Raw genomic sequence first — 26,222 nt, 5'->3', positions numbered from 1 at the left:
GGGCTTATGCGCTGCTTGAAAAAACCAGCCCATCTCAATATCTGCAAAATAGATAACAGTTAGAGAGATTACCCGTTTTATAGATATTCGATTTGGTTCTAGTCTTACGGCACCTCATACGAGGAACAGGAGGAACCCATGACTTACCCAAACAAAGCCAAAACAGTGTTGCGGCCATTTAGCCAACTGCAGCACCCACGTGAGGTGATCCGTCAGTTCACTCCGAACTGGTTCGCCGCCACCATGGGTACGGGGGTTTTGGCGCTGGCATTGGCTCAACTGCCTGTGCAGCTACCGGGTGTGCGCATGTTTGCCGAAGGGTTATGGCTCTTCAATATAGGTTTGTTCGTTCTGTTCAGTGCGCTGTATGGCGCGCGCTGGGTGCTTTTTTTTGATGAGGCGAGGCGCATTTTCGGCCACTCCACGGTATCGATGTTTTTCGGCACCATTCCGATGGGGCTGGCGACCATCATCAATGGTTTTTTGGTGTTCGGTGTACCGCGTTGGGGTGACGCCATGGTGCAGGTGGCCGAGGTGCTGTGGTGGATCGATGTGGCGATGGCGCTGGGATTTGGGGTAATCATTCCCTACCTGATGTTCACCCGTCAGGACCATACGATTGATCAGATGACCGCTGTGTGGCTGTTGCCGGTCGTGGCGGCAGAGGTGGCGGCGGCCAGTGGCGGACTGTTGGCACCCTACCTGACAGACACCGTCATGCAGTTCCACGTGCTGATTACCAGCTATGTGTTGTGGGCGTTTTCGGTACCGGTAGCCTTCAGTATTTTGACCATTCTGATTCTGCGTATGGCATTGCATAAGTTGCCCCATGAAAGCATGGCCGCTTCAAGCTGGCTGGCCCTGGGGCCCATCGGTACAGGAGCACTGGGCTTGCTGCTGCTGGGGGCTGATGCACCGGCGATTTTTGCCGCCAATGGCTTGGCGGGCATTGGTGAAATTGTCGAAGGCCTGGGGCTTATTTCAGGCGTGATTTTGTGGGGTGTGGGTTTGTGGTGGATCGTGATGGCCGCGATGATCACCGTGCGCTACTTCCGCTCAGGTATCCCGTTCAACCTCGGGTGGTGGGGCTTCACCTTCCCGCTGGGTGTGTATTCACTGGCCACTTTGCGCCTGGGCAGCGTTCTGCACCTGACCTTCTTCAATGTCGCCGGGTGTGTGCTGGTGCTGGCGCTGGCACTGATGTGGCTGGTGGTGGGCAAGCGCACGCTGGTCGGGGCTTATCGCGGAGAGTTGTTTGTTTCGCCCTGCATTGCTGGGCTTAAAAAGTAGGACGTATGCTCAGGTTCTGTATGAAAGTGCCTAACGTGGCATTTTGCGCGCAGAACCTGAGTAAGGTTGTGCCTTGAGTGTTACAACAGCACTCCAAAGAGAAAGCCTTCGGCGCAACGTGAGTACATGGATGATGAGTCACCCCTCGCAGTTCAGTTTGCTAAAGAAGCGTCGCTTCCTGCCGTTTTTCGTCACCCAGTCCTTGGGTGCACTCAATGACAACTTGTTCAAGCAGTCGCTGATTCTCGCCATTCTTTATAAGTTGAGCATCGAAGGTGATCGTGGCATTTGGGTCAATCTGTGCGCGCTGCTGTTTATAGTGCCTTTCTTTCTGTTCTCGGCGCTGGCCGGGCAGTTTGGCGAAAAATACGCGAAGGACCGATTGATTCGCCTGATCAAGCTGGGTGAAATCGCCATTATGGTGGTGGGTGCCATTGGCTTCGCTTTTGATCATCTCGCGTTGATGCTGGTGGCATTGTTTGCAATGGGCACACATTCGGCACTCTTTGGACCCGTCAAGTATTCGATCCTGCCGCAAACCTTGCATGAGGATGAGCTGGTAGGGGGGAACGGCCTGGTTGAAACGGGCACCTTTTTGTCAATTCTGGCGGGAACCATCGGTGCTGGCATCATGCTCTCGTCGAGCAATTACACCGCGGTGGTTTCAGTGGTGATTGTCAGTGTCGCGGTGTTGGGTTATCTGGCCAGCCGCTCGATCCCGTCGGCACCTGCCGATACGCCGCACATACGTCTGAACTGGAACATTTTCAGTGCGTCATGGGCAACCTTGCGCATGGGGCTGAATCAGACGCCGGCGGTATCACGCTCAGTAGTGGGTAACTCATGGTTCTGGTTTGTCGGTGCGATTTACCTGACGCAGATTCCGGCTTACGCCAAAGACTGGCTCTACGGTGATGAAACCGTAGTCACCTTGATTCTTACCGTGTTTTCGGTGGGGATCGCCTTGGGATCCATGCTGTGCGAGAAACTGTCGGGGCGTAAGGTCGAAATCGGGCTGGTGCCCTTTGGCTCCTTTGGCCTGACTGTTTTTGGTCTTCTGCTGTGGTGGCATTCAGGGCAGATGCCACAGAGTATCCAGGCCAATGACTGGCTGGGTGTGCTGGGTTTTAGCCAGGCGTGGTGGGTGCTGCTGGATATTCTCGGGCTGGGCGTGTTTGGCGGGTTTTACATCGTGCCGCTGTATGCGTTGATTCAATCGCGCACGGCTGAAAACGAACGTGCGCGGGTGATTGCCGCCAACAACATTCTCAACGCCCTGTTTATGGTGGTGTCAGCCATCGTCACCATTGTGTTGCTCAGTGTCGCCAAGTTGACGATTCCCGAGTTGTTCCTCGTGGTGTCGCTGATGAACATTGCGGTCAATGCTTACATCTTCAAAATCGTGCCTGAATTCAGCATGCGCTTTTTGATTTGGCTGCTGAGTCACTCCTTGTACCGGGTCGAACACAAAGGGTTGGACTCGATACCCGATGAGGGAGCTGCGTTATTGGTGTGTAATCACGTGTCGTTTGTGGATGCGCTCTTGATTGGCGGGGCTGTGCGGCGACCCATTCGCTTTGTGATGTATTACAAGATCTACAATTTGCCGGTACTCAACTTTATCTTCCGCACCGCCGGAACCATTCCGATTGCCGGGCGTGCTGAAGATGAAGCGATTTACGAGCAGGCCTTCAGCAAGATTGCCAAGTACCTCAATGAGGGGGAGCTGGTGTGTATCTTCCCGGAAGGCAAGTTGACCACCGATGGTCAGATCAACGAGTTCAAGGCCGGAGTAAGGCTGATCCTGGAACGCACCCCTGTGCCGGTGATACCCATGGCGTTGCGGGGGTTGTGGGGGAGCTTCTTCAGTCGCGACCCGAACAAGGGCGTGTTTCGACGGTTGTGGTCGCGGGTGACGTTGGTCGCGGGTGCGCCACTGACGCCAGAAGAAGCTACGCAAAAAGTATTGCGTGAACGGGTGATTGAGCTGCGGGGGCAGAGCCTGTAGTTGTTGCCGCAGGCTGCGAAGGGTGTGAGGCGCTCTTGAGACAGCAGATCGCTTTGCACCCTTTCGCAACCTTTGGCAGCGACTAAAGCCCTTTGTTTACGCGCTCATCTTGAGGCCGATCAAGCCGGCAATGATGAGGGCAACACTGGCCAGACGAAACAGCGCCATCGACTCGCCAAACAGGATGATCCCGGCGATTACTGTGCCGACGGCACCGACGCCGGTCCAGATCGCGTAGGCCGTGCCCAGCGGCAGCTCTTTCATCGCCAGCCCGAGCAAACCAAGGCTGACGGCCATGGCGGCGATCGTCAGAGCGGTCGGTAGCGGCCGGCTGAAGCCATCGGTGTATTTCAGGCCGACGGCCCAGCCAACTTCAAACAGGCCGGCGAAAAACAGAATAATCCAAGACATGGTGCCTCCATCAATTGATGGGGTCGTCCCCAGAATAATCACTCGATGAGTCGCGAGGTCGTCCTCGCAGTGGGCAAAATATGCCCGTAATTAATCTGACAGACAACCTCGGACTTTCATTCGGCAGCCCGGCGTTCCGCTACCAGGCGATCTTCCTTTTCACTCATGCGACGGAAATACGTCGACAGCAGTGCACCCGAAATGTTGTGCCACACGCTGAACAGGGCGCTGGGAACAGCGGCCAAGGGTGAAAAGTGTGCGCTGGCGAGTGCGGCGCCCAAGCCTGAGTTCTGCATGCCAACTTCCAGTGCCAGTGACTTGCGCTGGGCCAGTGGCAGCTTGAACAGGCGGCCCGTAAAGAACCCCAGCAAATAGCCAAAGCTGTTATGCAGCATCACCACGGCCATGATCAGTAAACCCGACTCGGCGATCTGTGCCTGGCTGGCGGCCACCACGGCAGCCACGATAATCACAATGCTGACGACCGAGACCAGTGGCAGTACATCGACCGCGAAACGCACACGCGCACCGAGCAGGCGCTGGGCCAGTACCCCGAGCACGATAGGCAGCAACACAACCTGCAAGATCGACCAGAACAGATCCATAAATGAAACCGGCAACCAGGCCGACGCCAGTAGCCAGATCAGAGCTGGCGTCAGTAGCGGGGCGAGTAGGGTGGTAACTGCGGCAATGGCCACCGACAGGGCAAGATCGCCACGGGCCAGCCAGGTCATGACGTTGGATGAGGTGCCGCTAGGGCAGCAGCCGACGAGTATCACGCCCACCGCGATTTCCGGGGGCAGGTGAAACACTTGGCAGAGTAACCACGCCACGCCGGGCATGATCACGAAATGAGCAACCACGCCCAGTGCCACTCGCCATGGATGACGGGCGACTTCGGCGAAGTCTTCGAGTTTGAGGGTCAGGCCCATGCCGAACATCACCAAACCCAGTAGCGGGACGATGTAGCCTTTAAGGCCGACGAACCAACCGGGTTCGAAAAACGCCAACACCGCGAAAATCAGTACCCAGTAAGCGAAGGTATTGCCGACAAAGCGGCTTAGAGCGGCCAGTGCGCGCATGGTGGTCCTTTATTGTGATTATTGTGGGTGTAGCGGCTGCCGCAGGCTGCGAAGGGGATGGGGAAGGCCCCTTGCGGCCGAAAAAGAAGCGAAGGCCCTGCGGACCTTATCGCAGCCTGCGGCAACGGCTACAACAGCGTGAGCCGTTAGATCCCTTGCGGGGTTTCTTCGCCGCCCAGCGCTTCAAACAGCTGCGGCAAGAATTCGCCGAAGGTCAGCATCATCAGCGTGAAGCTGGCATCCTGCTGGCCCAGATCGTCGTCGCCGCCGTCCTGTTCAGCCTGATCTTGCAGCAGGTCTTCAAACTTGAGGCGTTTGACCACCAGCTTGTCGTCCAGCACGAAAGACAACTTGTCTTGCCAAGCCAGGGACAGTTGAGTCACGACTTTGCCAGTGCTCAAGTGCAACTGGATTTCGTCACTGGTCAGGTCCTGACGTTTGCAGCGAATGATGCCGCCATCTTCGTGGGTGTCGCGCAGTTCGCATTCGTCGAGAACGAAGAAGTTGTCGGCGGCTTTTTGCGTCTTGACCCATTCGGTCATCACCGCGCTCGGCGCAGTTTTCACCGCCAGCGGACGAACCGGCAAGGAGCCGATCACTTCACGCAGCGTCGACAGCAAGTCTTCTGCGCGTTTCGGGCTGGAGGCGTTAACCAGAATCAGACCTTGTTTCGGTGCAATGGCGGCAAAGGTTGCGGAGCGACGAATAAAGGCGCGTGGCAAGAAGGCTTGGATAATTTCATCCTTGAGCTGATCACGCTCCTTCTTATAGACCTTGCGCATTTGTTCGGCTTCGATCTCTTCGACCTTCTCCTTTAAGGCATCACGTACAACGCTGCCTGGCAGGATGCGTTCTTCTTTGCGGGCGGCGATCAGCAGGAAGTCCTGGCTGACGTGAACCAGCGGTGCGTCTTCGCCTTTACCGAACGGAGCAACGAAGCCATAGGTGGCTACTTCCTGGCTTGAACACGGGCGGGCCGGTTTGGTGGCCAGTGCCGTTTCCAGCACCTGCGCATCAAAAGGCAGATCTTGGGTCAGGCGATAGATAAGCAGGTTTTTGAACCACATGGGGTGAATCACTCCTATATACAAAGGTGCATTATTCGCTTGATAGCCTTAATAGGCCAACCCTGCGCTAAGCCTTTGTCATCGTTAGAAAAATTATTTTAAAAAGTGCTTGCCAGACTATAGGTCGCTACGTAGAATGCGCGCCACACCGAGAGTGAAAGGGTGATTAGCTCAGCTGGGAGAGCATCTGCCTTACAAGCAGAGGGTCGGCGGTTCGATCCCGTCATCACCCACCATTCGCTCACAGTGTTACGCGCAGCGGTAGTTCAGTCGGTTAGAATACCGGCCTGTCACGCCGGGGGTCGCGGGTTCGAGTCCCGTCCGCTGCGCCATTTTTGTTACCACAAGCCCCTTGAACGCTTGTGGTTGGGGAAGCCCGCTGAATGCAGGCTTTTTCCTGAAAGGCTTCGATTCTGCAGTTCGCTGCGGAATCAAAGAGTGGGGCGTTGGAAACGGTAGTTTTAGAGAGTTTTGAAAAAAACTCAAATAAAACAACCACTTACACAAAAAGTGTGAGAGAATGCGCCCCGCATCGAGAGTGAAGTGAAAGGGTGATTAGCTCAGCTGGGAGAGCATCTGCCTTACAAGCAGAGGGTCGGCGGTTCGATCCCGTCATCACCCACCATTCGCTTTCAATGTTACGCGCAGCGGTAGTTCAGTCGGTTAGAATACCGGCCTGTCACGCCGGGGGTCGCGGGTTCGAGTCCCGTCCGCTGCGCCATATTAGAGTCACAAGCCCCTTGAACGCTTGTGACACGCAATAAAGCCTGCCTTGTGCAGGCTTTTTTGTGCGCGTGTGTTTTGTATGTAGGCAGTCTGTCGTCGCTGCGAAGGGTTGCTCCCGGAGAGCGCCGACGACTGCTTTGAAGCCTTCGGCAGCGTCTCCAGGTGAATTTTCAGAAATCCCAGCGTGTGCTCACCATCACATTGCGTGGATCACCGTAGTACGACGAGTTGTAAAAACCGATATTGGTGTAATACGACTTGTCGAACACGTTGTTAAGGTTGACGGTGGCCGACAGGTTTTTCGAAATCTGGTAGCGCGCCATCAAATCAACCAGCCAGTAGGGATCTTGGGAAAACTTTTCTTGGGTGCCACCTTTGTTCCAGTTGGTCAGCACTTGCCAGCCTGTGCTCTGCCAGCGCACGCCGCCGCCCAAGGTCAATTTGTCGAGATCACCCGTCAATTTGTAGCTCGTGTACAGATTGATTTGATCCTCGGGCTCCCAGGTCGAGACCTTTTTGCCGCTTTGATCACGGCTGACTTTGTGTGTATAGCCCGCTTGCAGCTGCCAGCCGGGCAGGAGCTCACCCGATATTTCAGCTTCGTAGCCCTTGGTTGTGGCTTTGATGCCTTTGTAGGCGTATTCAATGTCGGGGTTGGTCGGGTTGCCGTTGTAAGAAGTGTCTGCCTCTGGTCGGTTATCTTGGTGTACTTCAAAGTACGCAAGGCTTGAATTCAGACGACCGTCATAGAATTCACCTTTTAAACCCAGCTCATAGTTCGTGCCTTCATCGGGCTCAAGCATCTTGTTGTCGCGATCACGGTAATAGGATTGCGGCAGGAAAATTTCCGTATAGCTGGCGTAGGCAGAAATATTCTCGGTGAGATCATAAATAACCCCGGCATAAGGCAGCACTTTGCCGGTGTCTTTGGCCTGGCTGGTGCCGGTCAGGGTGTAATCGGCAACCCGGGTTCCCAGCAATAGGGTCAAGTCGTCTGTCAGGCTAAAGCGCCCGGTCATATAGGTGCCGGTCTGGCGCGTGGTTTCATCGTTGTAAGACGTGACTGCGCCCCAGTCTGGCTCAAGCGCGTCGCCTTTCCAGTTGTAGTAGTCATAGGCGTTGTCGACCATCTTGGCGTTGGTGTAATCCTTGCCCGTCCAGTGAGATTTGGCCACCGAAGCGCCAATCACTAATTCATGTTCACGTCCCAGCAAGCTGAACGGCCCCGTGGCAAACAGATCGCCGCTGTCGCTGACGTATTCGCCGGTATATTTGCGGGCGAGAATAGGGGCCAGGCCGGTGGTTACATCTGGGTCGAGCAAGGCCCCCAAGGGGGCGTTATAGCCATTGATTTGATGGTTGTACTGGCCTTTGACGACCCAGCCGTTTTCGAAGTTGTGTTCCAGGGTGGAGAACACGGTGCGCGTGTATTGTTTCCAGCTGCTCCATTTAGTGCCGTTATTGAAGGAGCGCGGGGTGCTGATGCGTTCACCTGCGGAGTTGAACAACGAGGCGCTGCCTGACCAGCTGGAACCTTTGGGGTTGTTGTCCTGATAGTCGGCGCCCAGGGTCAGCAGCGTGTCGGGGGTCAGGTCGACCTCAAGAATGCCGTAGTAAACCTCGCTGTCGCGCGAGTAGTGATCCATGAACGAGTGCTTGTCCTGATACGCCGCAACCGCGCGGCCGCGCACATTGCCACTTTCTGTCAGCGGGCCGCTGACATCGATTTCCGAGCGGTAGTTGTCCCAGGAACCGGCCCCAAGATCCACGTGAGCCTTGAACTCGCGGGTCGGTTTTTTGCGCACCATATTGATCGTCCCGCCCGGCCCACCCGCGCCAGTGAGCAAGCCTGTGGCACCCTTGATAACTTCAACCCGGTCATAAATCGCAGTGTCGGTCAGGGTGTGCCCGGCAGAATATTGCGCGTCTTGCAGTATCGGGATGCCATCGTATTGGAAGTTTTTGATCGCAAAACCACGGGAATAGTAGCTGGTGCGGTCGCTGTCATAGGTGGCTACGGTAATCCCGGGGGTGTGGCGCATCACATCATCAATCGAGTTGAGGCCGAAGTCGTCCATTGCCTGGCGCGTGACCACCGAGATGGACTGCGGGGTTTCGCGCGGTGTCAGCACCATCCGCGTCGCCGTGGCGATACTGCCGGGTGTGTAGGAGCCTGTACCTTCGGTAATTGTCCCCAACTGATTGGCGCTGACCTCGGTTGCGCCTAATTCCAATGCGCCGGCCACAGGCAATGGATCGAGCCGGTAGCCATTGGGCGTGTTGACAGCGGTAAAACCGGTACCGCGCAACAGTGCTTCGAAGCCGCCTTGCTCGCTGTAGGTGCCATGCAGGCCGGGCGTCGTCAGATTTTGCAGGGTGTTGGACGGCACGATAATGGCGACCCCGGCCTGTTGCGCAAAGCGGTTGATCGCGCTGCTCAAAGGCCCGGCAGGAATGTCATAGGTTTGCACGGCCATGCTGGATTGTGCCTGGGCGTATGCAGGGCTCAGTACACTGGCAGTCGAAACAATAGCCATGTGAATGACCAGGGTCAGTGGTTTGCAGGAGCCGGGATTAAAGCGTCTGCGGAGGAGGGGGGAGGTCAACATGAAGAGCGCAATCCTTTATGGGTCTTTGTACCTTCCTTGACGGCTGACGCGAAAAAAGCGGAACGAATGCGAATTATTATTTTTTAGGTGGCGACTTTTGGCTGACCACAGTGAGCCACGGTGTGTAGGTATGAATAGTCAACGACAGGGTGTCTGCGACCAGTTGCAGGGCTCTGTCGGTATCGTCCAGCGGTAATACGGCGGACACACGCAAGTCGGAAAGTGCGGCACGATCAAACTGAATATGGCCACGTCGATGGCGTGAAATCTCATCCAGAACGTGTGGCAGCGGCTGGTTTTCCACCACCAGTTGGTGGTGCAGCCAGGCCTTGTTAATGCTGGCCGGGTCGATGTTGCCCGCGAGTTCGACAGTGTTGCGGCGGATAAGCGCTTGTGAGCCTGCGCCTACTTCCAATGTGCGTTGTTCGTCGGCGCTTTGTGCCGCGACACGCGATTGCAGCATGCTTAGCACAGTAGTGTCCGGCAAGTGTTTGACCACAAAGCGTGTGCCTAGAGCGCGCATGCTGCCCTGTTCGGTGTGCACGATAAAAGGCCGGGTGTTGTCGTGCGCCACTTCAATCAGTATTTCGCCCTGCAACAAGTCGATGCGTCGCAAGGTGCTGTCGAAGTGCAGATTGACTGCGCTGGTGCCGCTGAGGGTAATCGTGGAGTTGTCAGGCAAGCGCAAGGTTTTCCAGTCATTGGGGCCGGTGCTGATGTCGGCCATCCACTGCTCGGGGTAGTGGCTGCGCATCAGCAGGGTCAGCGGTAATGCCAGTGCAAACGCTAATAGAAGTGCCCTCAGTGTGTACTTATAGGGTTTCTTGGTGCTGAACGCTGCGTTCAGTGCCGCCTTGGCTGGTGCTGACTGCCCGCGCAGCGCCTGTAAACGGTTGATCACATGCTGCATGCGCAAGGCGGCAGCCTGATGCTTAGGGCTTTGTTGCTGCCAGCGGTCGAACTCAAGACGCAATGGTTCGCTGAAACCTTCTTCGTGCAGACGAAGGATCCACTCTGCAGCTTCTTCATCAATGGTTGGCTGTGAAGAGGGCATTACGTGTCCAGGCTGTGGCTGCAATGCAACAAGGCCTGAATCAGATACTTGCGCACTGTACGGTCAGAAAGGCCCAGTTGGCGGGCGATCTCGCACTGGGTCATGCCGTCCAGGTAATACAGCACGAAAGCCTCTCGTGCCTTTTCGTGCATCCCTTCGAGAATAAACGCGATCTGTTCGAGTGCTTCGAGGGTGGTCAGAATTTGCTCGGGAGACTGAAAGCCTTCAAGGGCTTGGGCTGTAAGTGCCAGCTCTTGAAGGTAGGCGTTTTCAATTTTTTTGCGTCGAGACTGATCGATGATCAAGCGCCGCGCGGTGGTGCTCAAAAATGCGCGGGGTTCACGCAGGGTCGCGACTGATTCGCGAGCATTAAGTATCCGGGCGAAGGTGTCTTGTGCCAGATCGGCGGCATTGTGTGCGCAGCCCAGCTTGCGTCGCAGCCAGCCAAACAGCCAGCTGTGGTGCTCGCTGTAGAGCGCTGAAATGGCAGACTGAAACGCAGGTTCGCCCGAGGACATAAGGTGTGACTCAAACGTTATTGAGAATAATTACCAATTCTCAACGAAAGTGTCACGTAAACGCAAGCCGTGCGAGCGGGATGCTGGCTACTAGTTTTTGGCGATCAGGTTGCCAGCGTGCAGCCCGCATTCCTTTTGCGTGGCTTCTTCCCACCACCAACGGCCCTCGCGCTCGTGCTGGTTGGGCAATACCGGCCGGGTGCAAGGTTCGCAGCCAATGCTGATGAATCCCCGTTCGTGCAGGCTGTTATAAGGCAGTTCCAGCATGCGGATGTAACCCCAAACTTCCTCGCTGGTCATTTGAGCCAGTGGGTTGAATTTGTACAGGGGGCGCTCGGGTGTGGAGAATGCGCCGTCGATTTCCAGTGCGGCGACCTGGCTGCGAGTGCCTGGGCTCTGGTCGCGACGCTGGCCGGTTGCCCAGGCTTTGACCGTCGACAACTTGCGACGCAGCGGTTCGATTTTGCGGATGCCGCAGCACTCGCCGTGACCGTCCTTGTAGAAGCTGAACAGGCCTTTTTCTTTGACGAACGGTTCCAGTTTGGTGTGATCCGGTGAGATCAGCTCAATCTGGATGTTGTAGTGCTCGCGCACTTGGTCAATAAAACGATAGGTCTCAGGGTGCAGGCGACCGGTGTCGAGGCTGAACACCTTGACGTTTTTATTGATCTTCCAGGCCATGTCCACCAGCACCACATCTTCGGCGCCGCTAAAGGAGATCCAGAGTTCGTCGCCGAAGTGTTCAAAGGCGAGTTTAAGAATGTCTTGCGGTGATTTGCTGGCGTATGTCGCGGCGGTCTGTGCGACGTCGAACGGATGGCTCATCAGGCGGCTTCCTACAGTGAATGGCGCTGGGCGCTCTCTAGTGGGCGAGATGTTAGCAAAAACCGCGGACTACAGGGTTCGCAGCGTATCGAGCAATACCTTCACCTTGGTGATGGATTCCTGATATTCGTCTTGCCAGTGGGAGTCGGCCACAATGCCGCCGCCGCCCCAGCAGCGTGCATGGCCATCCTTGACCAGCACGGTACGGATAGCGATAGAGCTGTCCATTTCGCCGCGCACATCCAGATACAGCAAGGAGCCGCAGTAGATGCTGCGCCGTGTGGGTTCCAGTTCGTCGATGATCTGCATGGCGCGGATTTTCGGGGCACCGGTAATCGAGCCACCGGGAAAGCTGTCGCCGATCAGGTCCAGAGCATCCTTGCCGTCCGCCAGTTCCCCGGTAACGCTGCTCACCAAGTGATGAACGTTGGGATAGCTTTCGAGGTTAAATAACTCTGGCACTTTGACTGAGCCCGTACGGCAGGTGCGTCCCAGATCATTGCGCAGCAAATCAACAATCATTAAGTTTTCCGCACGATCCTTGGGACTAGCCAGAAGTTCGGCTGCGTTGGCAGCATCTTCGGCGCTGTCTTTGCCTCGCGGGCGGGTGCCTTTGATCGGGCGGGTTTCAACTTGATTGTGGCTGACACGAACAAAGCGCTCAGGCGACAGGCTCAAGATCGCGTCGTCGCCAGTCAGGCTTATAAACCCGGAAAACGGCGTCGGGCATGCCTTGCGCAGAGCACGGTATGCCGCCCATGCGTCACCCTCGCAGGGGGCGCTGAAGCGCTGGGTGTAGTTGACTTGGTAGCAGTCGCCCGCCTTGATGTAGTGATGGATCTGCGTCAGCGCTTGCTCGTAGTGGTGAGCACTGATATCGGCCTGCATGGGTTGTTTCAATGAAAAAGGGCGGTGGTGCGCGGCTGCTGGCTGGCTGAACAGGAGCGTCAGGCGTTCGCGCTCAGTCATCTCAACGCTGGGGTGAAATACCAATTGGCTGGTGGCCGCGTGATGGTCGCTGATCAGTGCCCAGGCATATAGGCCCAGTTGTGCGTCGGGCAGGTGCACATCGTCATGTGAGTGCGCGGGCAACTGCTCCAGTTGACGGCCGAAATCGTAGCTCAGGTAGCCGATCAAGCCGCCCGCAAAGGGCAGTTCGAGCCCGGTCGGCAGCGTGGCATTGCCGAGGTGCTTGAGGCTGTCGCGCAAGCGTTGCAGAAAATCGCGCCCTGACTCCTGCGGGCGTACGGCCAGTTCTTCGAGCGGCCAGGCACTCATCAGGTCATAACGGCCACGGTCGGCAGTGGGCCGGCCGCTGTCCAGCAGCACAGCGCCGGGTGCATGGCGAATGGCTGCAAAATAATCGGCAGGGTTTGCGCAGTAGGGCAGCGGGTGTACGGAGCAGGTCAACATGTGAGGCAGATCAGCCATCGGAGCGGGGGGCGGATTGTAGTCCTGAGTGCCAAGGCAACGCTAATCCCGTAGCAGCTGCCGAAGGCGGCGTTCGATTGCGAAGCGATCGTAAAACCTGAGAGCAGAGTTTAACTGATACACCGCCGCATCTGATTTTGCGACGACTGCGTCGTCGGACGCAGCCTTCGGCAGCTGCTACGGTTTTTAGTGTCAGTCTTTCGGGTGGATATGCCCAAACAACTCCTGAGCAAAGCGCACGCGCTCTTCCGGGGTTTCCTTGATGCCTTTTGCAGCCAGTTCTTCAAGGTGGGCTTCGACGGCGTGAGTGCGCAGCGTCAGGCCACAGTCGTTGGCAATCTGGATGTTCAGGCCGGGACGCGCGTTGAGTTCCAGAATCAGCGGGCCTTTCTCCTGATCGAGCACCATGTCTACGCCAATATAGCCAAGACCGCACAATTCATAGCAGCCCGCCGCCAGCTTCATGAAGCCGTCCCAGTTGGGCAGTTGCACGCCGTCTACTGCGTTGGTGGTGTCAGGGTGCTTGCTGATGATGTTGTTCAGCCATGTACCGCGCAGGGTCAGGCCTGTGGCCAGGTCGACGCCCACACCGATTGCGCCCTGGTGCAAATTGGCTTTGCCGCCCGATTGGCGGGTGGGCAAGCGCAACATGGCCATCACCGGGTAGCCCATCAGCACAATGATGCGAATATCCGGCACGCCTTCGTAGCTGATGCTTTTGAAGATCTGGTCCGGAATCACCCGGTACTCGATCAGCGCACGGTCACGGTGGCCGCCCAAGGAATAGAGGCCGGTCAAAATGCTCGAAATTTGATGTTCGATTTCTTCGTGGCTGATGATCTTGCCCGACACCGTTCGAAAGCGGTCTTCGAATCGATCGGCAATGACCAGAATGCCGTCGCCGCCAGCGCCTTGCGCCGGCTTGATCACGAAGTCGGTCCGGCCTCCGATGATGTCGTCGAGTTTCTCGATGCCTTTCTCGGTGGAGATCACGCCGTACATCTCCGGCACGTGAATGCCGGCTTCGAGGGCGCGTTCTTTGGTGATGATCTTGTCATCCACAATCGGGTACAGACTGCGTTTGTTGTACTTGAGTACGTAGTCCGCATTGCGCCGGTTGATGCCCATGATGCCCCGGGCTTCCAGGGCCTTCCATGTCTTCCAGAGGCCAAACATCAGGAGTCAGCCTTCAGAAAGGCTTTGAAGCGCACCAGCTCGGTCAGGCGGTAGCCGCGATAACGACCCATGGCCAACATAAAGCCCACGAGAATAAGCAGCACGGCCGGGAACGTGAACACGAAGTACACCAGTTCCGGGATGCTCATGACCAGATACGCCAAGGTGGCGGCAAACAGGGTGCCGATGGCGACTTTCATGGCGTGTCCGCCACCGCGCTCTTCCCACGTGATCGACAGACGCTCAATGGTCATGGTCAAAATCACCATTGGGAACAGAGCGACAGAGAGCCCGCGTTCAAGGCCCAGCTTGTGGCTGAACAGGCTGATGGCGGCGATCAGTATCACCACGAAGGTCAGCACGACTGAAAGTCGAGGCAGCATCTGCAGCTTCAAGTGCTCAAGATAAGACCGCAACATCAACCCGAGCGCCGTTATCACCGTAAACAGGATGATGCCAAACTCCAGTTGGGTTTCGCGGAACGCCAATGCAATCAGCACCGGGGTGAAGGTGCCCAGGGTTTGCAGGCCGATCAGGTTACGCAACACCAGAATCACCAACACGCCGATCGGGATCATGACCATGATCATGAATGTTTGCTGGGTTTGCAGCGGCAAGCCATACAGCGAGTATTCAAGGAAGTTGGCGTCCGTGTTCTCGTCGGTCAGCTTGGCCAGGCGAATGGCGTTCATTTCGCTGTTGCTCAGGCTGAACGTCACGTTGGCTTTCTTGCCGCCATCCACAGTGACCATTGGCTCATCGCCTGTCCACCACAGCAAGCGGTCAGCCGGCAGGCCTTGTTCGCCGGTTTCCGGGTTGAAATACAGCCAGTCGTTACCGTTGAAGCTGCGCAGCCACAGCTCTGGGGTTTGAGGCTGATCGGCGACCAGGCGGATGGTGTGCACTTTTTCCATCGGCACGTGGGCAATCGACAGCAGCAACTCAATGACTTGAGCTTTATGTGCGGTGGAAGGGTCGCCCGCCAGCAGCAGTTTTACGTTGTCATCGCTGGGGTTGTTGACCCGTTTGATGGTCTCGCTGATAAAGGTTTCAACATCGGCCGAGTGTTGGCGAATCGGTGCCAACAACGCTTCGGCGGCGATTTTTTCAGGCCCCTCGACAGCGATGCTGTCACGGAAGACGGGACCTTTGACCTTGGTTTTGTCGCCCGAGTAGCGCTTAGTCAGCACCAAGCGGTAATACAGGGTTTGCTTGCCGCTGACCCGGCGAGCGGACCAGGTGACTTTGCGGTTGCCATCTACCCGGTTAACGCTCACTCCGTAATTATTGGAGATGAAGCTTTCATTGAGGCTCACATAGTCGCGGTTAAGCGGCGGCACGAACATTTGAACCTTGACCGGATCTTTTGAGCTGGCGACGAACTCGACCTTGGCATCGATGTTCCACAGGTCGTCGGTAGCGTCTTCGGTCACAGGAATGCCGAGGGCGAAAATCTGGTAAGCAGTGATCGAAATCCCGAGTACCACCAGGATGGTGATCAAGATTTTCAAGTGAAGGGTTAGCGCACGCATTTCAATTACTCTGCGGTTTGAGCGTTGGCGACACAGGCAGGTTTGCCAGCAGCATATTTAAGACTTGGGTCGACCAGCGCATCAAAGCGTTTAAGCGCCTCGGAGCCGATCAGCAGCGGGTATTGGAACGCACTTCTGTCAGTCAAGTTCACTTCTATCGTACGTAAAGCTTTGCCCATACAAATTTCCAGATTGATCACAGGGCGCGACGTGTAGTTTTTGTCGGCTTGCGGGTCATAGTCACCTGAGCGGCGCTTGATCTTGCTGACGCGGGCCAGCGGGCGTTCTATGGGGTGCGAGTGGGCGTCATCGATGGCCAGATAAAAGCGTACCCAGCTCTCGCCATCGCGCTTGAAGCGTTTGATGTCGCGTGCGCTGAGTGAGGCGGTTTTAGCGCCTGTGTCGAGTTTGGCGGCTACTTGCAGGTCGATGCCCGCCAGTTCGGCGTATTCGTTGAGGCCGTATACGGTCTTTTCGCCACCTAGGCTCAAGCCCGATACGCACAGCAGGGAAAGAAGGGTCGGCAGGGTGAGAAATTTCATAAATCGGGGCGTGGTCTCTTGCAATCTTCAGTTCAAGGCGACTGGCAGGAGCGCAAGTGTCCTCGTGCGGCTGCCCTCTATAAAGAAGGTCAGGGCGGATGCGGCCGGCATTCTAGCATGATGGTTTTATGGCGCCAGCGTTGAGGCGGCTTGCGGGGCACGTGTGGCTTGTCGATACAACTAAGGTCGAACAATCGGATTGTCGACAATATCTATTTATGCTTTGACTATTACCGCCTTAATCGCTAGTTTTGGCGTTATTGATTTTCAAGGTGTCGACAATATGCTGCAAGCACTGGATTCTGAGCTGAACGTTCAGGACGATTCGGAAACCCTCTCCGAGAACGTCTTTCGGCGTATTCAGGCCGCTATTGTCAAAGGCGAAATTGCCCCCGGCAGCAAAATCTCAGAACCCGAACTGGCGCGTACCTATGGCATCAGCCGAGGCCCGCTACGCGAAGCCATTCACCGGCTAGAAGGGCAGCGCCTGCTGGTTCGCGTCCCCCACGTTGGCGCGCGAGTCGTGTCCTTGAGCCACGCCGAGCTGATAGAACTGTACGAAATCCGTGAGTCCCTTGAAGGCATGGCGTGCCGCCTGGCCGCCGAGCGCATGAGCGACGAAGACATTGCCGAGTTGCGCCGCGTGCTCGAAACCCATGAGCGCGATGAGGCGTTTCGAGCGGGTGTCGGTTACTACCAGCAGGAAGGCGACTTCGATTTTCATTACAAGATTATTCAAGGCAGCGGCAACCGCACGCTGACCCAAATGCTCTGCGGCGAGTTGTATCAACTGGTGCGCATGTACCGCATCCAGTTCTCGACCACGCCCAACCGCCCGCATCAGGCGTTTGCCGAGCATCACCGCATTCTCGATGCCATTGCCGATCGCGACGGTGAACTGGCCGAGTTATTGATGCGCCGCCACATAGGTGCTTCTAAACGCAATATTGCGCGTCATTACCAAGACAGCGCCCAGCAGACAGCCACTCCACGAGGTGAGTCATGAGTAATAAAAACAGTCCAGGCCAACGTTTCCGTGATGCAGTCGCCAGTGAACATCCCCTTCAAGTGGTCGGCGCGATCAACGCCAACCATGCGCTGTTAGCCAAGCGCGCCGGCTTCAAGGCGATTTACCTGTCGGGTGGCGGGGTGGCGGCGGGGTCTTTGGGCGTGCCGGATCTGGGCATCACCGGTCTTGATGATGTATTGACCGATGTTCGACGCATTACCGACGTGTGCGACCTGCCACTGCTGGTCGACGTGGACACTGGTTTTGGCTCCTCGTTTTTCAACGTGTCGCGCACCGTCAAATCGATGATCAAGTTCGGTGCGGCGGCGATTCACATTGAAGACCAGGTGGGCGCCAAGCGCTGCGGTCATCGTCCGAATAAAGAAATCGTCTCGCTGCAAGAAATGGTCGACCGCATCAAGGCTGCGGTGGATGCACGCACTGATGACAGCTTTGTGATCATGGCGCGCACCGATGCGCTGGCGGTGGAAGGTCTGGAGTCGGCGCTTGAGCGTGCGGCGGCGTGTGTGGAAGCGGGCGCAGACATGGTGTTCCCTGAAGCCATCACTGAGCTTGAGATGTACAAACTGTTCGCCAACCGGGTGAAGGCGCCAATTCTGGCCAATATCACCGAGTTCGGCGCGACGCCGTTGTACACCACCGAGCAATTGGCCAGCGCCGACGTATCGTTGGCGCTGTACCCGTTGTCGGCGTTCCGTGCCATGAACAAAGCGGCGGAAAACGTCTACGGCGCGATCCGACGCGACGGCACTCAGCAAAACGTCATCGACACCATGCAAACCCGCATGGAACTGTACGACGCCATCAACTACCACGCTTTCGAGCAGAAGCTCGACGCGGTATTTGCCGGGAAGAAATAATTAAACGCCCGTAATACCTGTAGCCGCTGTCGAGCGAAGCGAAGGCTGCGTTCGAGCGCGAAGCGGTCGCAAGATCGCAAGGTGTGGTCTGTCTGAACGGTTGAGTCGCTTGGTGTGCGGCCGCTTCGCAGCCGATCGCAGCCTTCGCTTCGCTCGACAGCGGCTACAAAAATTTGCCTTATCCCTAACAAATTCAAGATTGGAGAGCGCAATGGCCGAAGCAAAAGTATTGAGTGGTGCCGGATTACGCGGCCAGGTGGCCGGTCAAACGGCGCTGTCGACCGTAGGTCAGGAAGGCGCCGGGCTCACTTATCGAGGGTATGACGTCCGTGAGCTGGCAGCCGATGCCCAGTTTGAAGAAGTGGCTTACCTGCTGCTGTACGGCGAACTGCCTACCAAGGCCGAGCTGGCTGACTACACGGCCAAGCTCAAAACCCTGCGTGATTTGCCCCAGGCGTTGAAAGAAGTACTGGAGCGCATTCCTGCTGACGCGCATCCGATGGATGTGATGCGTACCGGTTGTTCGTTCCTGGGCAACCTGGAGCCAGAGAAAGACTTCTCCGAGCAACTGGACAAGACCAACCGCCTGCTGGCTACCTTCCCGGCGATCATGTGCTACTGGTATCGCTTCAGCCACGATGGCAAGCGCATTAGCTGCTTGAGCGACGAAGACTCGATTGGTGGCCACTTCCTGCACTTGCTGCACGGTAAAAAGCCGAGTGAGTTGCACGTCAAAGTGATGAACGTGTCACTCATCCTTTATGCAGAGCATGAGTTCAACGCCTCCACGTTCACTGCGCGTGTCTGTGCTTCGACCCTGTCTGACCTGTACTCATGCATTACGGCGGCGATCGGCTCGCTGCGCGGCCCGCTGCATGGTGGTGCCAACGAAGCGGCGATGGAAATGATCGAGCGTTTCGGTTCGGCAGAAGACGCCGTTCAGGGCACCCTCGGCATGCTGGCGCGCAAAGACAAGATCATGGGCTTTGGTCATGCCATCTATAAGGACAGTGACCCGCGTAATGAAGTGATCAAGCAATGGTCGAAAAAGCTGGCTGATCAAGTCGGTGACACGGTGTTGTTTCCGGTGTCCGAGGCCATTGATAAAACCATGTGGGAACAGAAAAAATTGTTCCCGAATGCCGACTTCTACCATGCCTCGGCGTACCACTTCATGGGCATTCCGACCAAGTTGTTCACCCCTATATTCGTGTGCTCACGCCTGACAGGTTGGGCTGCCCACGTGTTCGAGCAACGAGCCAACAATCGCATCATCCGCCCGAGCGCCGAATACACCGGCGTCGAACAGCGCAAGTTCGTACTAATCGAACGTCGCTGACCAGCAGGGCGCCTCGTCACGCCTCAACGGCGGTGCGCCCTCAGACCTAACCGTGATCGAGCCCTACGCCATGAACACTGAATTTCGCAAAACACTACCGGGCACCCGCCTGGATTATTTCGACACCCGCGCGGCAGTCGATGCGATCAAGCCCGGGGCTTATGACACGCTTCCTTATACCTCCCGCGTGCTGGCCGAAAACCTGGTGCGGCGCTGTGACCCCGCGACCCTGAATGCCTCGTTGAGCCAGTTGATTGAACGCAAGCGCGACCTCGACTTTCCGTGGTTTCCGGCCCGCGTGGTGTGTCACGACATTCTTGGGCAAACCGCGCTGGTTGACCTCGCGGGTCTGCGCGATGCCATCGCGCAGCAAGGCGGCGACCCGGCACAAGTGAACCCGGTGGTACCGACCCAACTGATCGTCGATCACTCGCTGGCTGTGGAATGTGGCGGCAATGATCCCGAGGCGTTTGAAAAAAACCGCGCCATCGAAGACCGTCGCAACGAAGACCGCTTTCACTTTATCGAGTGGACCAAAAAGGCCTTTAAAAACGTCGACGTGATCCCGCCCGGCAACGGCATAATGCACCAGATCAACCTAGAGAAAATGTCCCCGGTGATTCAAGTGCGTGACGGTGTGGCCTTCCCCGACACCTGCGTGGGCACCGACAGTCACACCCCCCACGTCGATTCGCTGGGTGTGATCGCCATTGGCGTCGGTGGTCTTGAGGCCGAAAGCGTGATGCTCGGTCGGGCCTCATGGATGCGCCTGCCAGAAATTGTTGGCGTAGAGCTGACAGGCAAGCTGCAACCGGGTATTACCGCGACGGACATGGTCCTGGCGCTGACCGAGTTTCTGCGCAAACAAAAAGTTGTCGGTGCCTGGCTCGAGTTCTATGGCGAAGGCGCTGCGGCCCTGACATTGGGCGACCGTGCGACCATTTCCAACATGGCCCCGGAATACGGCGCCACAGCGGCAATGTTCTATATCGACCAGCAAACCATCGATTACCTCAAGCTCACGGGCCGCGAAGACCAGCAAGTTCAACTGGTCGAAAATTATGCCAAGGTCAGCGGCCTGTGGGGCGACAGCCTCAAGGGCGCGCAATACGAGCGCAACCTGAGCTTTGATCTGTCATCCGTGGTGCGCAACATGGCCGGTCCGAGCAACCCGCACGCCCGTGTAGCCACCAGCGATCTGGCAGCCAAGGGCATTGCCGGTCAGTGGGACAATGTGCCGGGGCAAATGCCGGATGGCGCCGTGATCATCGCGGCCATCACCAGCTGCACCAACACCAGTAACCCGCGTAACGTGATTGCCGCCGGTTTGATCGCCCGTAACGCCAACAAACTGGGGTTAGCCCGCAAGCCGTGGGTTAAATCGTCGCTGGCGCCGGGTTCGAAAACCGTGGCCCTGTACCTGGACGAGGCGGGGCTGACCGATGAACTGGAGCAGTTAGGCTTTGGTGTCGTCGGGTTTGCCTGCACCACTTGCAATGGCATGTCGGGGGCACTGGACCCGAAGATTCAGCAGGAAATCATCGACCGCGACCTTTACGCCACTGCGGTGCTGTCGGGTAATCGCAACTTTGACGGCCGTATCCACCCTTATGCCAAACAAGCCTTTTTGGCTTCGCCGCCATTGGTCGTGGCCTATGCGATTGCCGGCACCATCCGTTTCGATATCGAAAAAGACGTGTTGGGACTCGATGCTCATGGCAATGAAATCCGTCTGAAGGACATCTGGCCGAGCGACGAAGAAATCGACGCCGTGGTTAAGGCAGCCGTTAAGCCTGAGCAGTTCCGTCAGGTCTATATCCCGATGTTCGCGATTCACGAAGACACCGGCCCCAAAGTTGAGCCGCTGTACGACTGGCGCCCACAAAGTACCTATATCCGTCGTCCGCCTTATTGGGAAGGCGCCTTGGCCGGTGCGCGTCCGCTCAAAGGCATGCGCCCGCTGGCGGTGTTGCCGGACAACATCACCACTGACCATTTGTCGCCGTCCAACGCGATCATGCTCGACAGTGCGGCAGGTGAGTACCTGGCGAAAATGGGCCTGCCCGAGGTCGACTTCAACTCATACGCGACGCATCGGGGCGATCACCTGACGGCCCAGCGTGCGACCTTTGCCAACCCCAAGTTGTTCAATGAAATGGTCATCGAAGACGGCAAGGTCAAGCAGGGTTCTCTGACCCGCCTGGAGCCGGAAGGCCAAGTGGTGCGTATGTGGGAGGCCATCGAGACCTACATGGATCGCAAGCAGCCGCTGATCATCATTGCCGGTGCCGACTATGGGCAAGGCTCGTCCCGCGACTGGGCAGCCAAAGGCGTGCGACTGGCCGGTGTGGAAGCTATCGCGGCCGAAGGTTTCGAGCGCATTCACCGCACCAACCTGGTGGGCATGGGTGTGTTGCCGCTGGAGTTCATGCCGGGCACTGACCGTAAAACGCTGCAAATAGACGGCAGCGAAACCTACGATGTTATTGGTGAGCGCACGCCACGTGCCACGCTGACGCTGGTGATTACCCGTAAAAACGGTGAACGCGTCGAGGTGCCGGTGACGTGCCGCCTGGATACAGCTGAAGAAGTGTCGATCTATGAAGCCGGTGGCGTGTTGCAACGCTTTGCTCAGGACTTCCTGGAATCGGCCACGGCTTAATTGCAGTGCCGGGGCCAAGTGCCCCGGCCTATAAAGGATTTTTTTTATGGCCTACGCAGCACAAATTAAAATCCCCGCCACCTATATGCGTGGCGGCACCAGCAAAGGCGTTTTTTTCAGCCTGCTCGATTTGCCGGCTGTTGCTCAGGTGCCGGGTGCCGCCCGCGATGCCTTGCTGATGCGCGTCATCGGCAGCCCTGACCCGTATGAAAAGCAGATCGACGGCATGGGTGCGGCGACCTCCAGCACCAGCAAAACCGTGATCGTTAGCAAAAGTGCCCATGCGGATCACGATGTGGACTACCTGTTTGGCCAGGTCGCCATCGACAAGCCATTTGTGGACTGGAGCGGCAACTGCGGAAACCTCTCGGCAGCGGTCGGTTCGTTTGCCATTAGCAGCGGTCTGGTGGACCCGGCGCGTATCCCGCATAACGGCACGGCTGTGGTGCGAATCTGGCAAGCCAACATCAGTAAAACCATTATTGCTCATGTGCCGATTACCGATGGCGCGGTTCAGGAAACCGGTGACTTTGAGCTTGATGGCGTGACTTTTCCGGCCGCTGAAGTGCAGCTTGAGTTTCTGAATCCGGCGGCGGACGAAGAGGGGGCAGGCGGTTCGATGTTTCCGACCGGCAATCTGGTGGATGACCTCGAAGTGCCAGGCGTGGGCACCCTGAACGTGACCCTGATCAATGCGGGTATTCCAACCATCTTCGTCAATGCACGGGATGTGGGGTACACCGGAGCTGAACTGCAAAACGACATCAACAGCGACCCGAAAGCGCTGGCCATGTTCGAAACCATTCGCGCCCACGGTGCGTTGCGCATGGGTTTGATTGACCGGCTTGAAGATGCCGCCAAGCGTCAGCACACCCCGAAAGTGGCGTTTGTTGCCGGGCCTTTGGATTACGTGTCATCCAGCGGCAAGCCAGTCAGTGCGCAGAGTATTGACCTGTTGGTGCGTGCATTGTCGATGGGCAAGTTGCACCACGCGATGATGGGCACGGCGGCGGTGGCCATTGGTACGGCGGCGGCGATTCCCGGCACGCTGGTCAACCTTGCTGCGGGCGGTGAACCGCGCAGCGCCGTGCGTTTCGGGCATCCGTCAGGAACATTGCGCGTGGGTGCACAAGCGCAGCGTGTGAACGATGAATGGACGGTCACTAAAGCGATCATGAGCCGCAGTGCGCGGGTCTTGATGGAAGGTTGGGTGCGGGTGCCTGGCGATTCGTTTTGATGGCGTAAAACCCTCACCCCAACCCTCTCCCAAAGGGAGAGGGGGCTGATGGGTGGTGTTGCGCCGATTCGCTCTTGCCTTTAGTCCCCTCTCCCAGAAGGAGAGGGGATTGCTTGGTGGTTTTGCGCCGATTTGCTTTTGCCTTTAGTCCCCTCTCCCTCTGGGAGAGGGCTAGGGTGAGGGAATGCTTCAACACTGATATTAAGCGGGCACTCCAGACCCGCCTGCTAACGACCTGCCTGAGGATTAACCCACGTTTCAATAATGCTTGCTGGAGACTGCCCCATGAGCGCCAACGTCGACCTTAACAACCGTCCTGACTATGACCAGGTTTTGCAGGACATTGCCGACTATGTTCTGACTTACACCATCACTTCCCCCGAAGCCCTCGACACCGCCCGTAACTGCCTGATGGATACATTGGGATGCGGTTTGCTGGCGCTACGTTTTCCTGAATGCACCAAGCACTTGGGGCCCATTGTGGCAGATACCGTGGTGCCGTTCGGGGCGCGTGTCCCCGGTACCTCCTTTCGCCTCGACCCGGTCAAAGCCGCGTGGGACATCGGCTGCATCGTGCGCTGGCTGGATTACAACGACACGTGGCTGGCGGCGGAGTGGGGCCATCCCTCGGACAATCTGGGCGGTATTTTGGCGGTGGCCGATCACCTGTCACAAAAACGTGTGGCGAATGGCGAAAAACCACTGACCGTGCGGACAGTCCTTGACGCGATGATCATGGCCCATGAGATTCAGGGGGTAATTGCCCTCGAAAACTCTTTCAACCGTGTAGGCCTTGATCATGTGCTGTTGGTCAAAGTCGCGTCCACCGCGGTCTGTGCCAAGTTGATGGGCGCGAACCGCGAGCAGTTATTGTCGGCGTTGTCCCATGCATTTGTTGATGGCCAAGCCCTGCGCACCTACCGCCATGCGCCGAATGCGGGGTCGCGTAAATCCTGGGCAGCAGGGGATGCTTCAAGTCGTGGCGTGCGCCTGGCAGACATTGCCATGCGTGGCGAAATGGGCGTGCCGGGTGTGCTCACCGCACCGCAGTGGGGCTTTTACGATGTGCTGTTCAGTCACACCAACAAGGATTTGGCGCTCAAGCCTGAAAACCAGCGCCACTTCAGTTTGTCGCAGCCTTACGGCACCTATGTAATGGAAAACGTGCTGTTCAAGATCAGCTTCCCGGCCGAGTTTCATGCGCAAACTGCCTGCGAGGCGGCCGTGACCTTACATCCGGAGGTCAAGGATCGCCTGCACGAAATCGCCAAAATCGTAATTACAACCCACGAATCAGCGATTCGAATCATTTCCAAGCAAGGCAAATTGGCCAACGCGGCAGACCGTGATCACTGTCTTCAATACATGGCTGCCGTGCCACTGGCGTTTGGCAATCTGGTGGCGGAACACTACGAAGATGAGTTTCATGCGGCACATCCAATCATTGATGAGCTGCGCGAGAAGATGGAGATCGTTGAAGACCCGCGGTTTACCCGTGAATACCTGGAGGCGGATAAACGCTCGATAGCCAACGCCATTCAGGTGTTTTTCACCGATGGCACCTGCACCGGGCAAGTAGTCGTGCAATACCCAATAGGCCATCGCCGTCGTCGGGCACAAGGCATTCCATTGCTGGAGGACAAGTTCAAGGCCAACCTGGCGACACGATTTGTCGGGCAGCGTTGCACCGAGATTTTTGAGCTGTGCAAGGATCAGGCAAGGCTTGAGGCGATGCCTGTTCATACGTTTGTCGGGCTCTTTGAGCAGTGAAAACAGCGGCAAGCGACACGTCAAACAGGCGTGCGCAATCTGGTTTTCAACTGCCAACTTGTGGCTAAAAGCTGGCAGCTCGCTTTATTTGAAACGCCGCTCTACACCTTTTTCGACCAGAATCTTGGCCGAGATTTCTTCGACCGAGAAATGAGTGGAGTTGATATGCGGGATGTTTTCACGCTGGAACAAGCGCTCAACTTCGCGCACTTCAAACTCGCACTGGGCGTAGCTGGAGTATTGGCTATTGGGCTTGCGCTCGTTGCGAATGGCGGTCAAGCGATCAGGGTCGATGGTCAGGCCAAACAACTTGTGCTTGTGCGCCTTTAATGCCGGAGGAAGCTTGAGACTTTCCATATCGTCATCAGTCAGCGGATAGTTGGCCGCGCGTATACCGAATTGCATGGCCATATAAAGGCAGGTTGGCGTTTTACCGCAGCGTGAGACACCTACCAGGATCAGATCGGCCTTGTCGTATTTATGCGTACGTGCCCCGTCGTCATTGTCGAGGGCAAAGTTAACCGCCTCGATACGCTCCATGTAGTTGGAGTTATGGCCGATGGAGTGCGATTTGCCTACTGAATAGGAAGAATGTTCTGCCAGTTCTTGCTCCAGCGGGGCAAGGAAGCTGGAGAAAATATCAATCATGAAACCATTGGAAGTTGCGAGGATCTCACGGATGTCCTGATTGACGATCGTGTCGAAAATGATAGGCCGAAGCCCGTCTTTTTCGGCGGCATTGTTGATTTGTTGTACCATTGCCCGCGCTTTTTCAGCGTTGTCGATGTACGGACGGGTGAACTTGCTGAAGGTCACATTTTCGAATTGTGCCAACAAACTCTGGCCCAAGGTCTCGGCGGTAATGCCGGTTCCATCGGAGATAAAGAAAGCAGATCGTTTCATTTGCGCTTGGGCCTTAAGCTGGTGACGAATCTTGGATATGATAGGTAAGATTTTGTTGCACTACATAACAGGCAGTTTCACTTATTTTCCAGGTCCAGGCCACAATCGCTGCGATGCTCCCTAGATGAGTATTCAGCGCCCTGAGCTTTT

At 56.7% G+C, this 26,222-nt stretch carries 20 protein-coding genes and 4 tRNA genes; 12 read left to right on the top strand and 12 right to left on the bottom strand.

Annotation, left to right across the window (positions count from 1 at the left end):
• Nucleotides 1-138 precede the first annotated feature (138 nt).
• Both EQV93_RS00215 and EQV93_RS00210 read left to right on the top strand, forming a co-directional pair.
• Nucleotides 139-1,290, top strand: a complete 1,152-nt coding sequence (locus tag EQV93_RS00215; protein WP_122784607.1) for a TDT family transporter — start codon at nt 139-141, stop codon at nt 1,288-1,290.
• A 133-nt stretch (nt 1,291-1,423) separates the two neighbouring features.
• Complete coding sequence (locus tag EQV93_RS00210; RefSeq protein ID WP_240890889.1) at nt 1,424-3,298, top strand: MFS transporter; 1,875 nt, start codon at nt 1,424-1,426, stop codon at nt 3,296-3,298.
• 96 nt (nt 3,299-3,394) lie between these two features.
• Here the strand turns inward: EQV93_RS00210 and sugE are convergent, their stop codons facing one another.
• The 3 genes from sugE to rdgC form a co-directional block, all read right to left on the bottom strand.
• Complete coding sequence (sugE, locus tag EQV93_RS00205) at nt 3,395-3,709, bottom strand: quaternary ammonium compound efflux SMR transporter SugE (protein ID WP_122784606.1); 315 nt, start codon at nt 3,707-3,709, stop codon at nt 3,395-3,397.
• A 116-nt stretch (nt 3,710-3,825) separates the two neighbouring features.
• Nucleotides 3,826-4,791, bottom strand: coding sequence for a bile acid:sodium symporter family protein (locus tag EQV93_RS00200; RefSeq protein WP_146426732.1), 966 nt, complete (start codon nt 4,789-4,791; stop codon nt 3,826-3,828).
• A gap of 146 nt (nt 4,792-4,937) precedes the next feature.
• The gene (rdgC, locus tag EQV93_RS00195) at nt 4,938-5,858 is read right to left on the bottom strand and encodes a recombination-associated protein RdgC (RefSeq protein ID WP_122784604.1); all 921 of its coding nucleotides are present in this window, start codon (nt 5,856-5,858) and stop codon (nt 4,938-4,940) included.
• A gap of 160 nt (nt 5,859-6,018) precedes the next feature.
• Here rdgC and EQV93_RS00190 point away from each other — a divergent pair.
• The 4 genes from EQV93_RS00190 (at nt 6,019) to EQV93_RS00175 (ending at nt 6,579) form a co-directional block, all read left to right on the top strand.
• Nucleotides 6,019-6,094 (top strand) — tRNA-Val (locus EQV93_RS00190).
• 19 nt (nt 6,095-6,113) lie between these two features.
• Nucleotides 6,114-6,190 (top strand) — tRNA-Asp (locus EQV93_RS00185).
• A gap of 217 nt (nt 6,191-6,407) precedes the next feature.
• Nucleotides 6,408-6,483 (top strand) — tRNA-Val (locus EQV93_RS00180).
• Nucleotides 6,484-6,502: 19 nt separating this feature from the next.
• Nucleotides 6,503-6,579: transfer RNA gene (locus tag EQV93_RS00175), tRNA-Asp, on the top strand.
• A gap of 175 nt (nt 6,580-6,754) precedes the next feature.
• On the opposite strand, the gene EQV93_RS00170 is transcribed toward EQV93_RS00175, so the two are convergent.
• The 8 genes from EQV93_RS00170 to rloA form a co-directional block, all read right to left on the bottom strand.
• Nucleotides 6,755-9,193 carry a TonB-dependent siderophore receptor gene (locus EQV93_RS00170; protein ID WP_240890688.1) on the bottom strand — a complete coding sequence of 813 codons (2,439 nt, stop codon included), beginning with the start codon at nt 9,191-9,193 and terminating at the stop codon, nt 6,755-6,757.
• Nucleotides 9,194-9,269: 76 nt separating this feature from the next.
• A complete protein-coding gene (locus EQV93_RS00165; RefSeq protein ID WP_240890687.1) occupies nt 9,270-10,247 on the bottom strand; it encodes a FecR family protein in 978 nt (325 codons plus the stop codon).
• Nucleotides 10,247-10,765, bottom strand: a complete 519-nt coding sequence (locus EQV93_RS00160; protein WP_240890686.1) for a sigma-70 family RNA polymerase sigma factor — start codon at nt 10,763-10,765, stop codon at nt 10,247-10,249. Before EQV93_RS00160 ends, EQV93_RS00165 begins: the two co-directional genes overlap by 1 nt.
• A gap of 90 nt (nt 10,766-10,855) precedes the next feature.
• Nucleotides 10,856-11,590, bottom strand: a complete 735-nt coding sequence (locus EQV93_RS00155; RefSeq protein ID WP_122784600.1) for a phosphoadenylyl-sulfate reductase — start codon at nt 11,588-11,590, stop codon at nt 10,856-10,858.
• Between the two features lie 69 nt (nt 11,591-11,659).
• A complete protein-coding gene (pabB, locus tag EQV93_RS00150; RefSeq protein WP_146426736.1) occupies nt 11,660-13,003 on the bottom strand; it encodes an aminodeoxychorismate synthase component I in 1,344 nt (447 codons plus the stop codon).
• Between the two features lie 210 nt (nt 13,004-13,213).
• Complete coding sequence (locus EQV93_RS00145; RefSeq protein WP_122784599.1) at nt 13,214-14,197, bottom strand: alpha-L-glutamate ligase-like protein; 984 nt, start codon at nt 14,195-14,197, stop codon at nt 13,214-13,216.
• Nucleotides 14,197-15,729 (bottom strand): osmotic stress tolerance membrane protein RloB, encoded by a 1,533-nt coding sequence (rloB, locus tag EQV93_RS00140; protein ID WP_122784598.1) that lies wholly within the window; start codon nt 15,727-15,729, stop codon nt 14,197-14,199. Before rloB ends, EQV93_RS00145 begins: the two co-directional genes overlap by 1 nt.
• Before the next feature lie 5 nt (nt 15,730-15,734).
• Nucleotides 15,735-16,271 carry a retropepsin-like aspartic peptidase RloA gene (gene rloA / locus EQV93_RS00135; RefSeq protein WP_122784597.1) on the bottom strand — a complete coding sequence of 179 codons (537 nt, stop codon included), beginning with the start codon at nt 16,269-16,271 and terminating at the stop codon, nt 15,735-15,737.
• 283 nt (nt 16,272-16,554) lie between these two features.
• Between rloA and EQV93_RS00130 the strand changes: the two genes are divergently transcribed.
• The 6 genes from EQV93_RS00130 (at nt 16,555) to prpD (ending at nt 25,169) form a co-directional block, all read left to right on the top strand.
• Nucleotides 16,555-17,277, top strand: a complete 723-nt coding sequence (locus tag EQV93_RS00130; RefSeq protein WP_122784596.1) for a GntR family transcriptional regulator — start codon at nt 16,555-16,557, stop codon at nt 17,275-17,277.
• Nucleotides 17,274-18,161, top strand: a complete 888-nt coding sequence (prpB, locus tag EQV93_RS00125; RefSeq protein WP_122784595.1) for a methylisocitrate lyase — start codon at nt 17,274-17,276, stop codon at nt 18,159-18,161. Before EQV93_RS00130 ends, prpB begins: the two co-directional genes overlap by 4 nt.
• A gap of 211 nt (nt 18,162-18,372) precedes the next feature.
• Nucleotides 18,373-19,500, top strand: a complete 1,128-nt coding sequence (gene prpC, locus EQV93_RS00120; RefSeq protein ID WP_146383932.1) for a bifunctional 2-methylcitrate synthase/citrate synthase — start codon at nt 18,373-18,375, stop codon at nt 19,498-19,500.
• 70 nt (nt 19,501-19,570) lie between these two features.
• Entirely contained in the window at nt 19,571-22,162 is a 2,592-nt protein-coding gene (gene acnD, locus EQV93_RS00115) for a Fe/S-dependent 2-methylisocitrate dehydratase AcnD (protein ID WP_122784593.1), read from the top strand.
• A gap of 46 nt (nt 22,163-22,208) precedes the next feature.
• Nucleotides 22,209-23,399: a 2-methylaconitate cis-trans isomerase PrpF gene (gene prpF, locus EQV93_RS00110; protein WP_240890685.1), complete on the top strand. Its 1,191-nt coding sequence runs from the start codon at nt 22,209-22,211 to the stop codon at nt 23,397-23,399.
• A gap of 285 nt (nt 23,400-23,684) precedes the next feature.
• On the top strand, nt 23,685-25,169 hold the full coding sequence (gene prpD, locus EQV93_RS00105; RefSeq protein WP_240890684.1) for a 2-methylcitrate dehydratase: 1,485 nt from the start codon (nt 23,685-23,687) through the stop codon (nt 25,167-25,169).
• An 84-nt stretch (nt 25,170-25,253) separates the two neighbouring features.
• On the opposite strand, the gene ppsR is transcribed toward prpD, so the two are convergent.
• Nucleotides 25,254-26,072, bottom strand: a complete 819-nt coding sequence (gene ppsR, locus EQV93_RS00100) for a posphoenolpyruvate synthetase regulatory kinase/phosphorylase PpsR (protein ID WP_122784590.1) — start codon at nt 26,070-26,072, stop codon at nt 25,254-25,256.
• Between the last annotated feature and the right edge of the window lie 150 nt (nt 26,073-26,222).

This window comes from Pseudomonas sp. TMW22091, from assembly GCF_022496705.1.
Taxonomy (GTDB): Bacteria; Pseudomonadota; Gammaproteobacteria; order Pseudomonadales; family Pseudomonadaceae; genus Aquipseudomonas; species Aquipseudomonas saxonica.
Note: the sequence above shows the minus strand (reverse complement) of the source record. Positions and strands in the feature narration are given on the sequence as shown.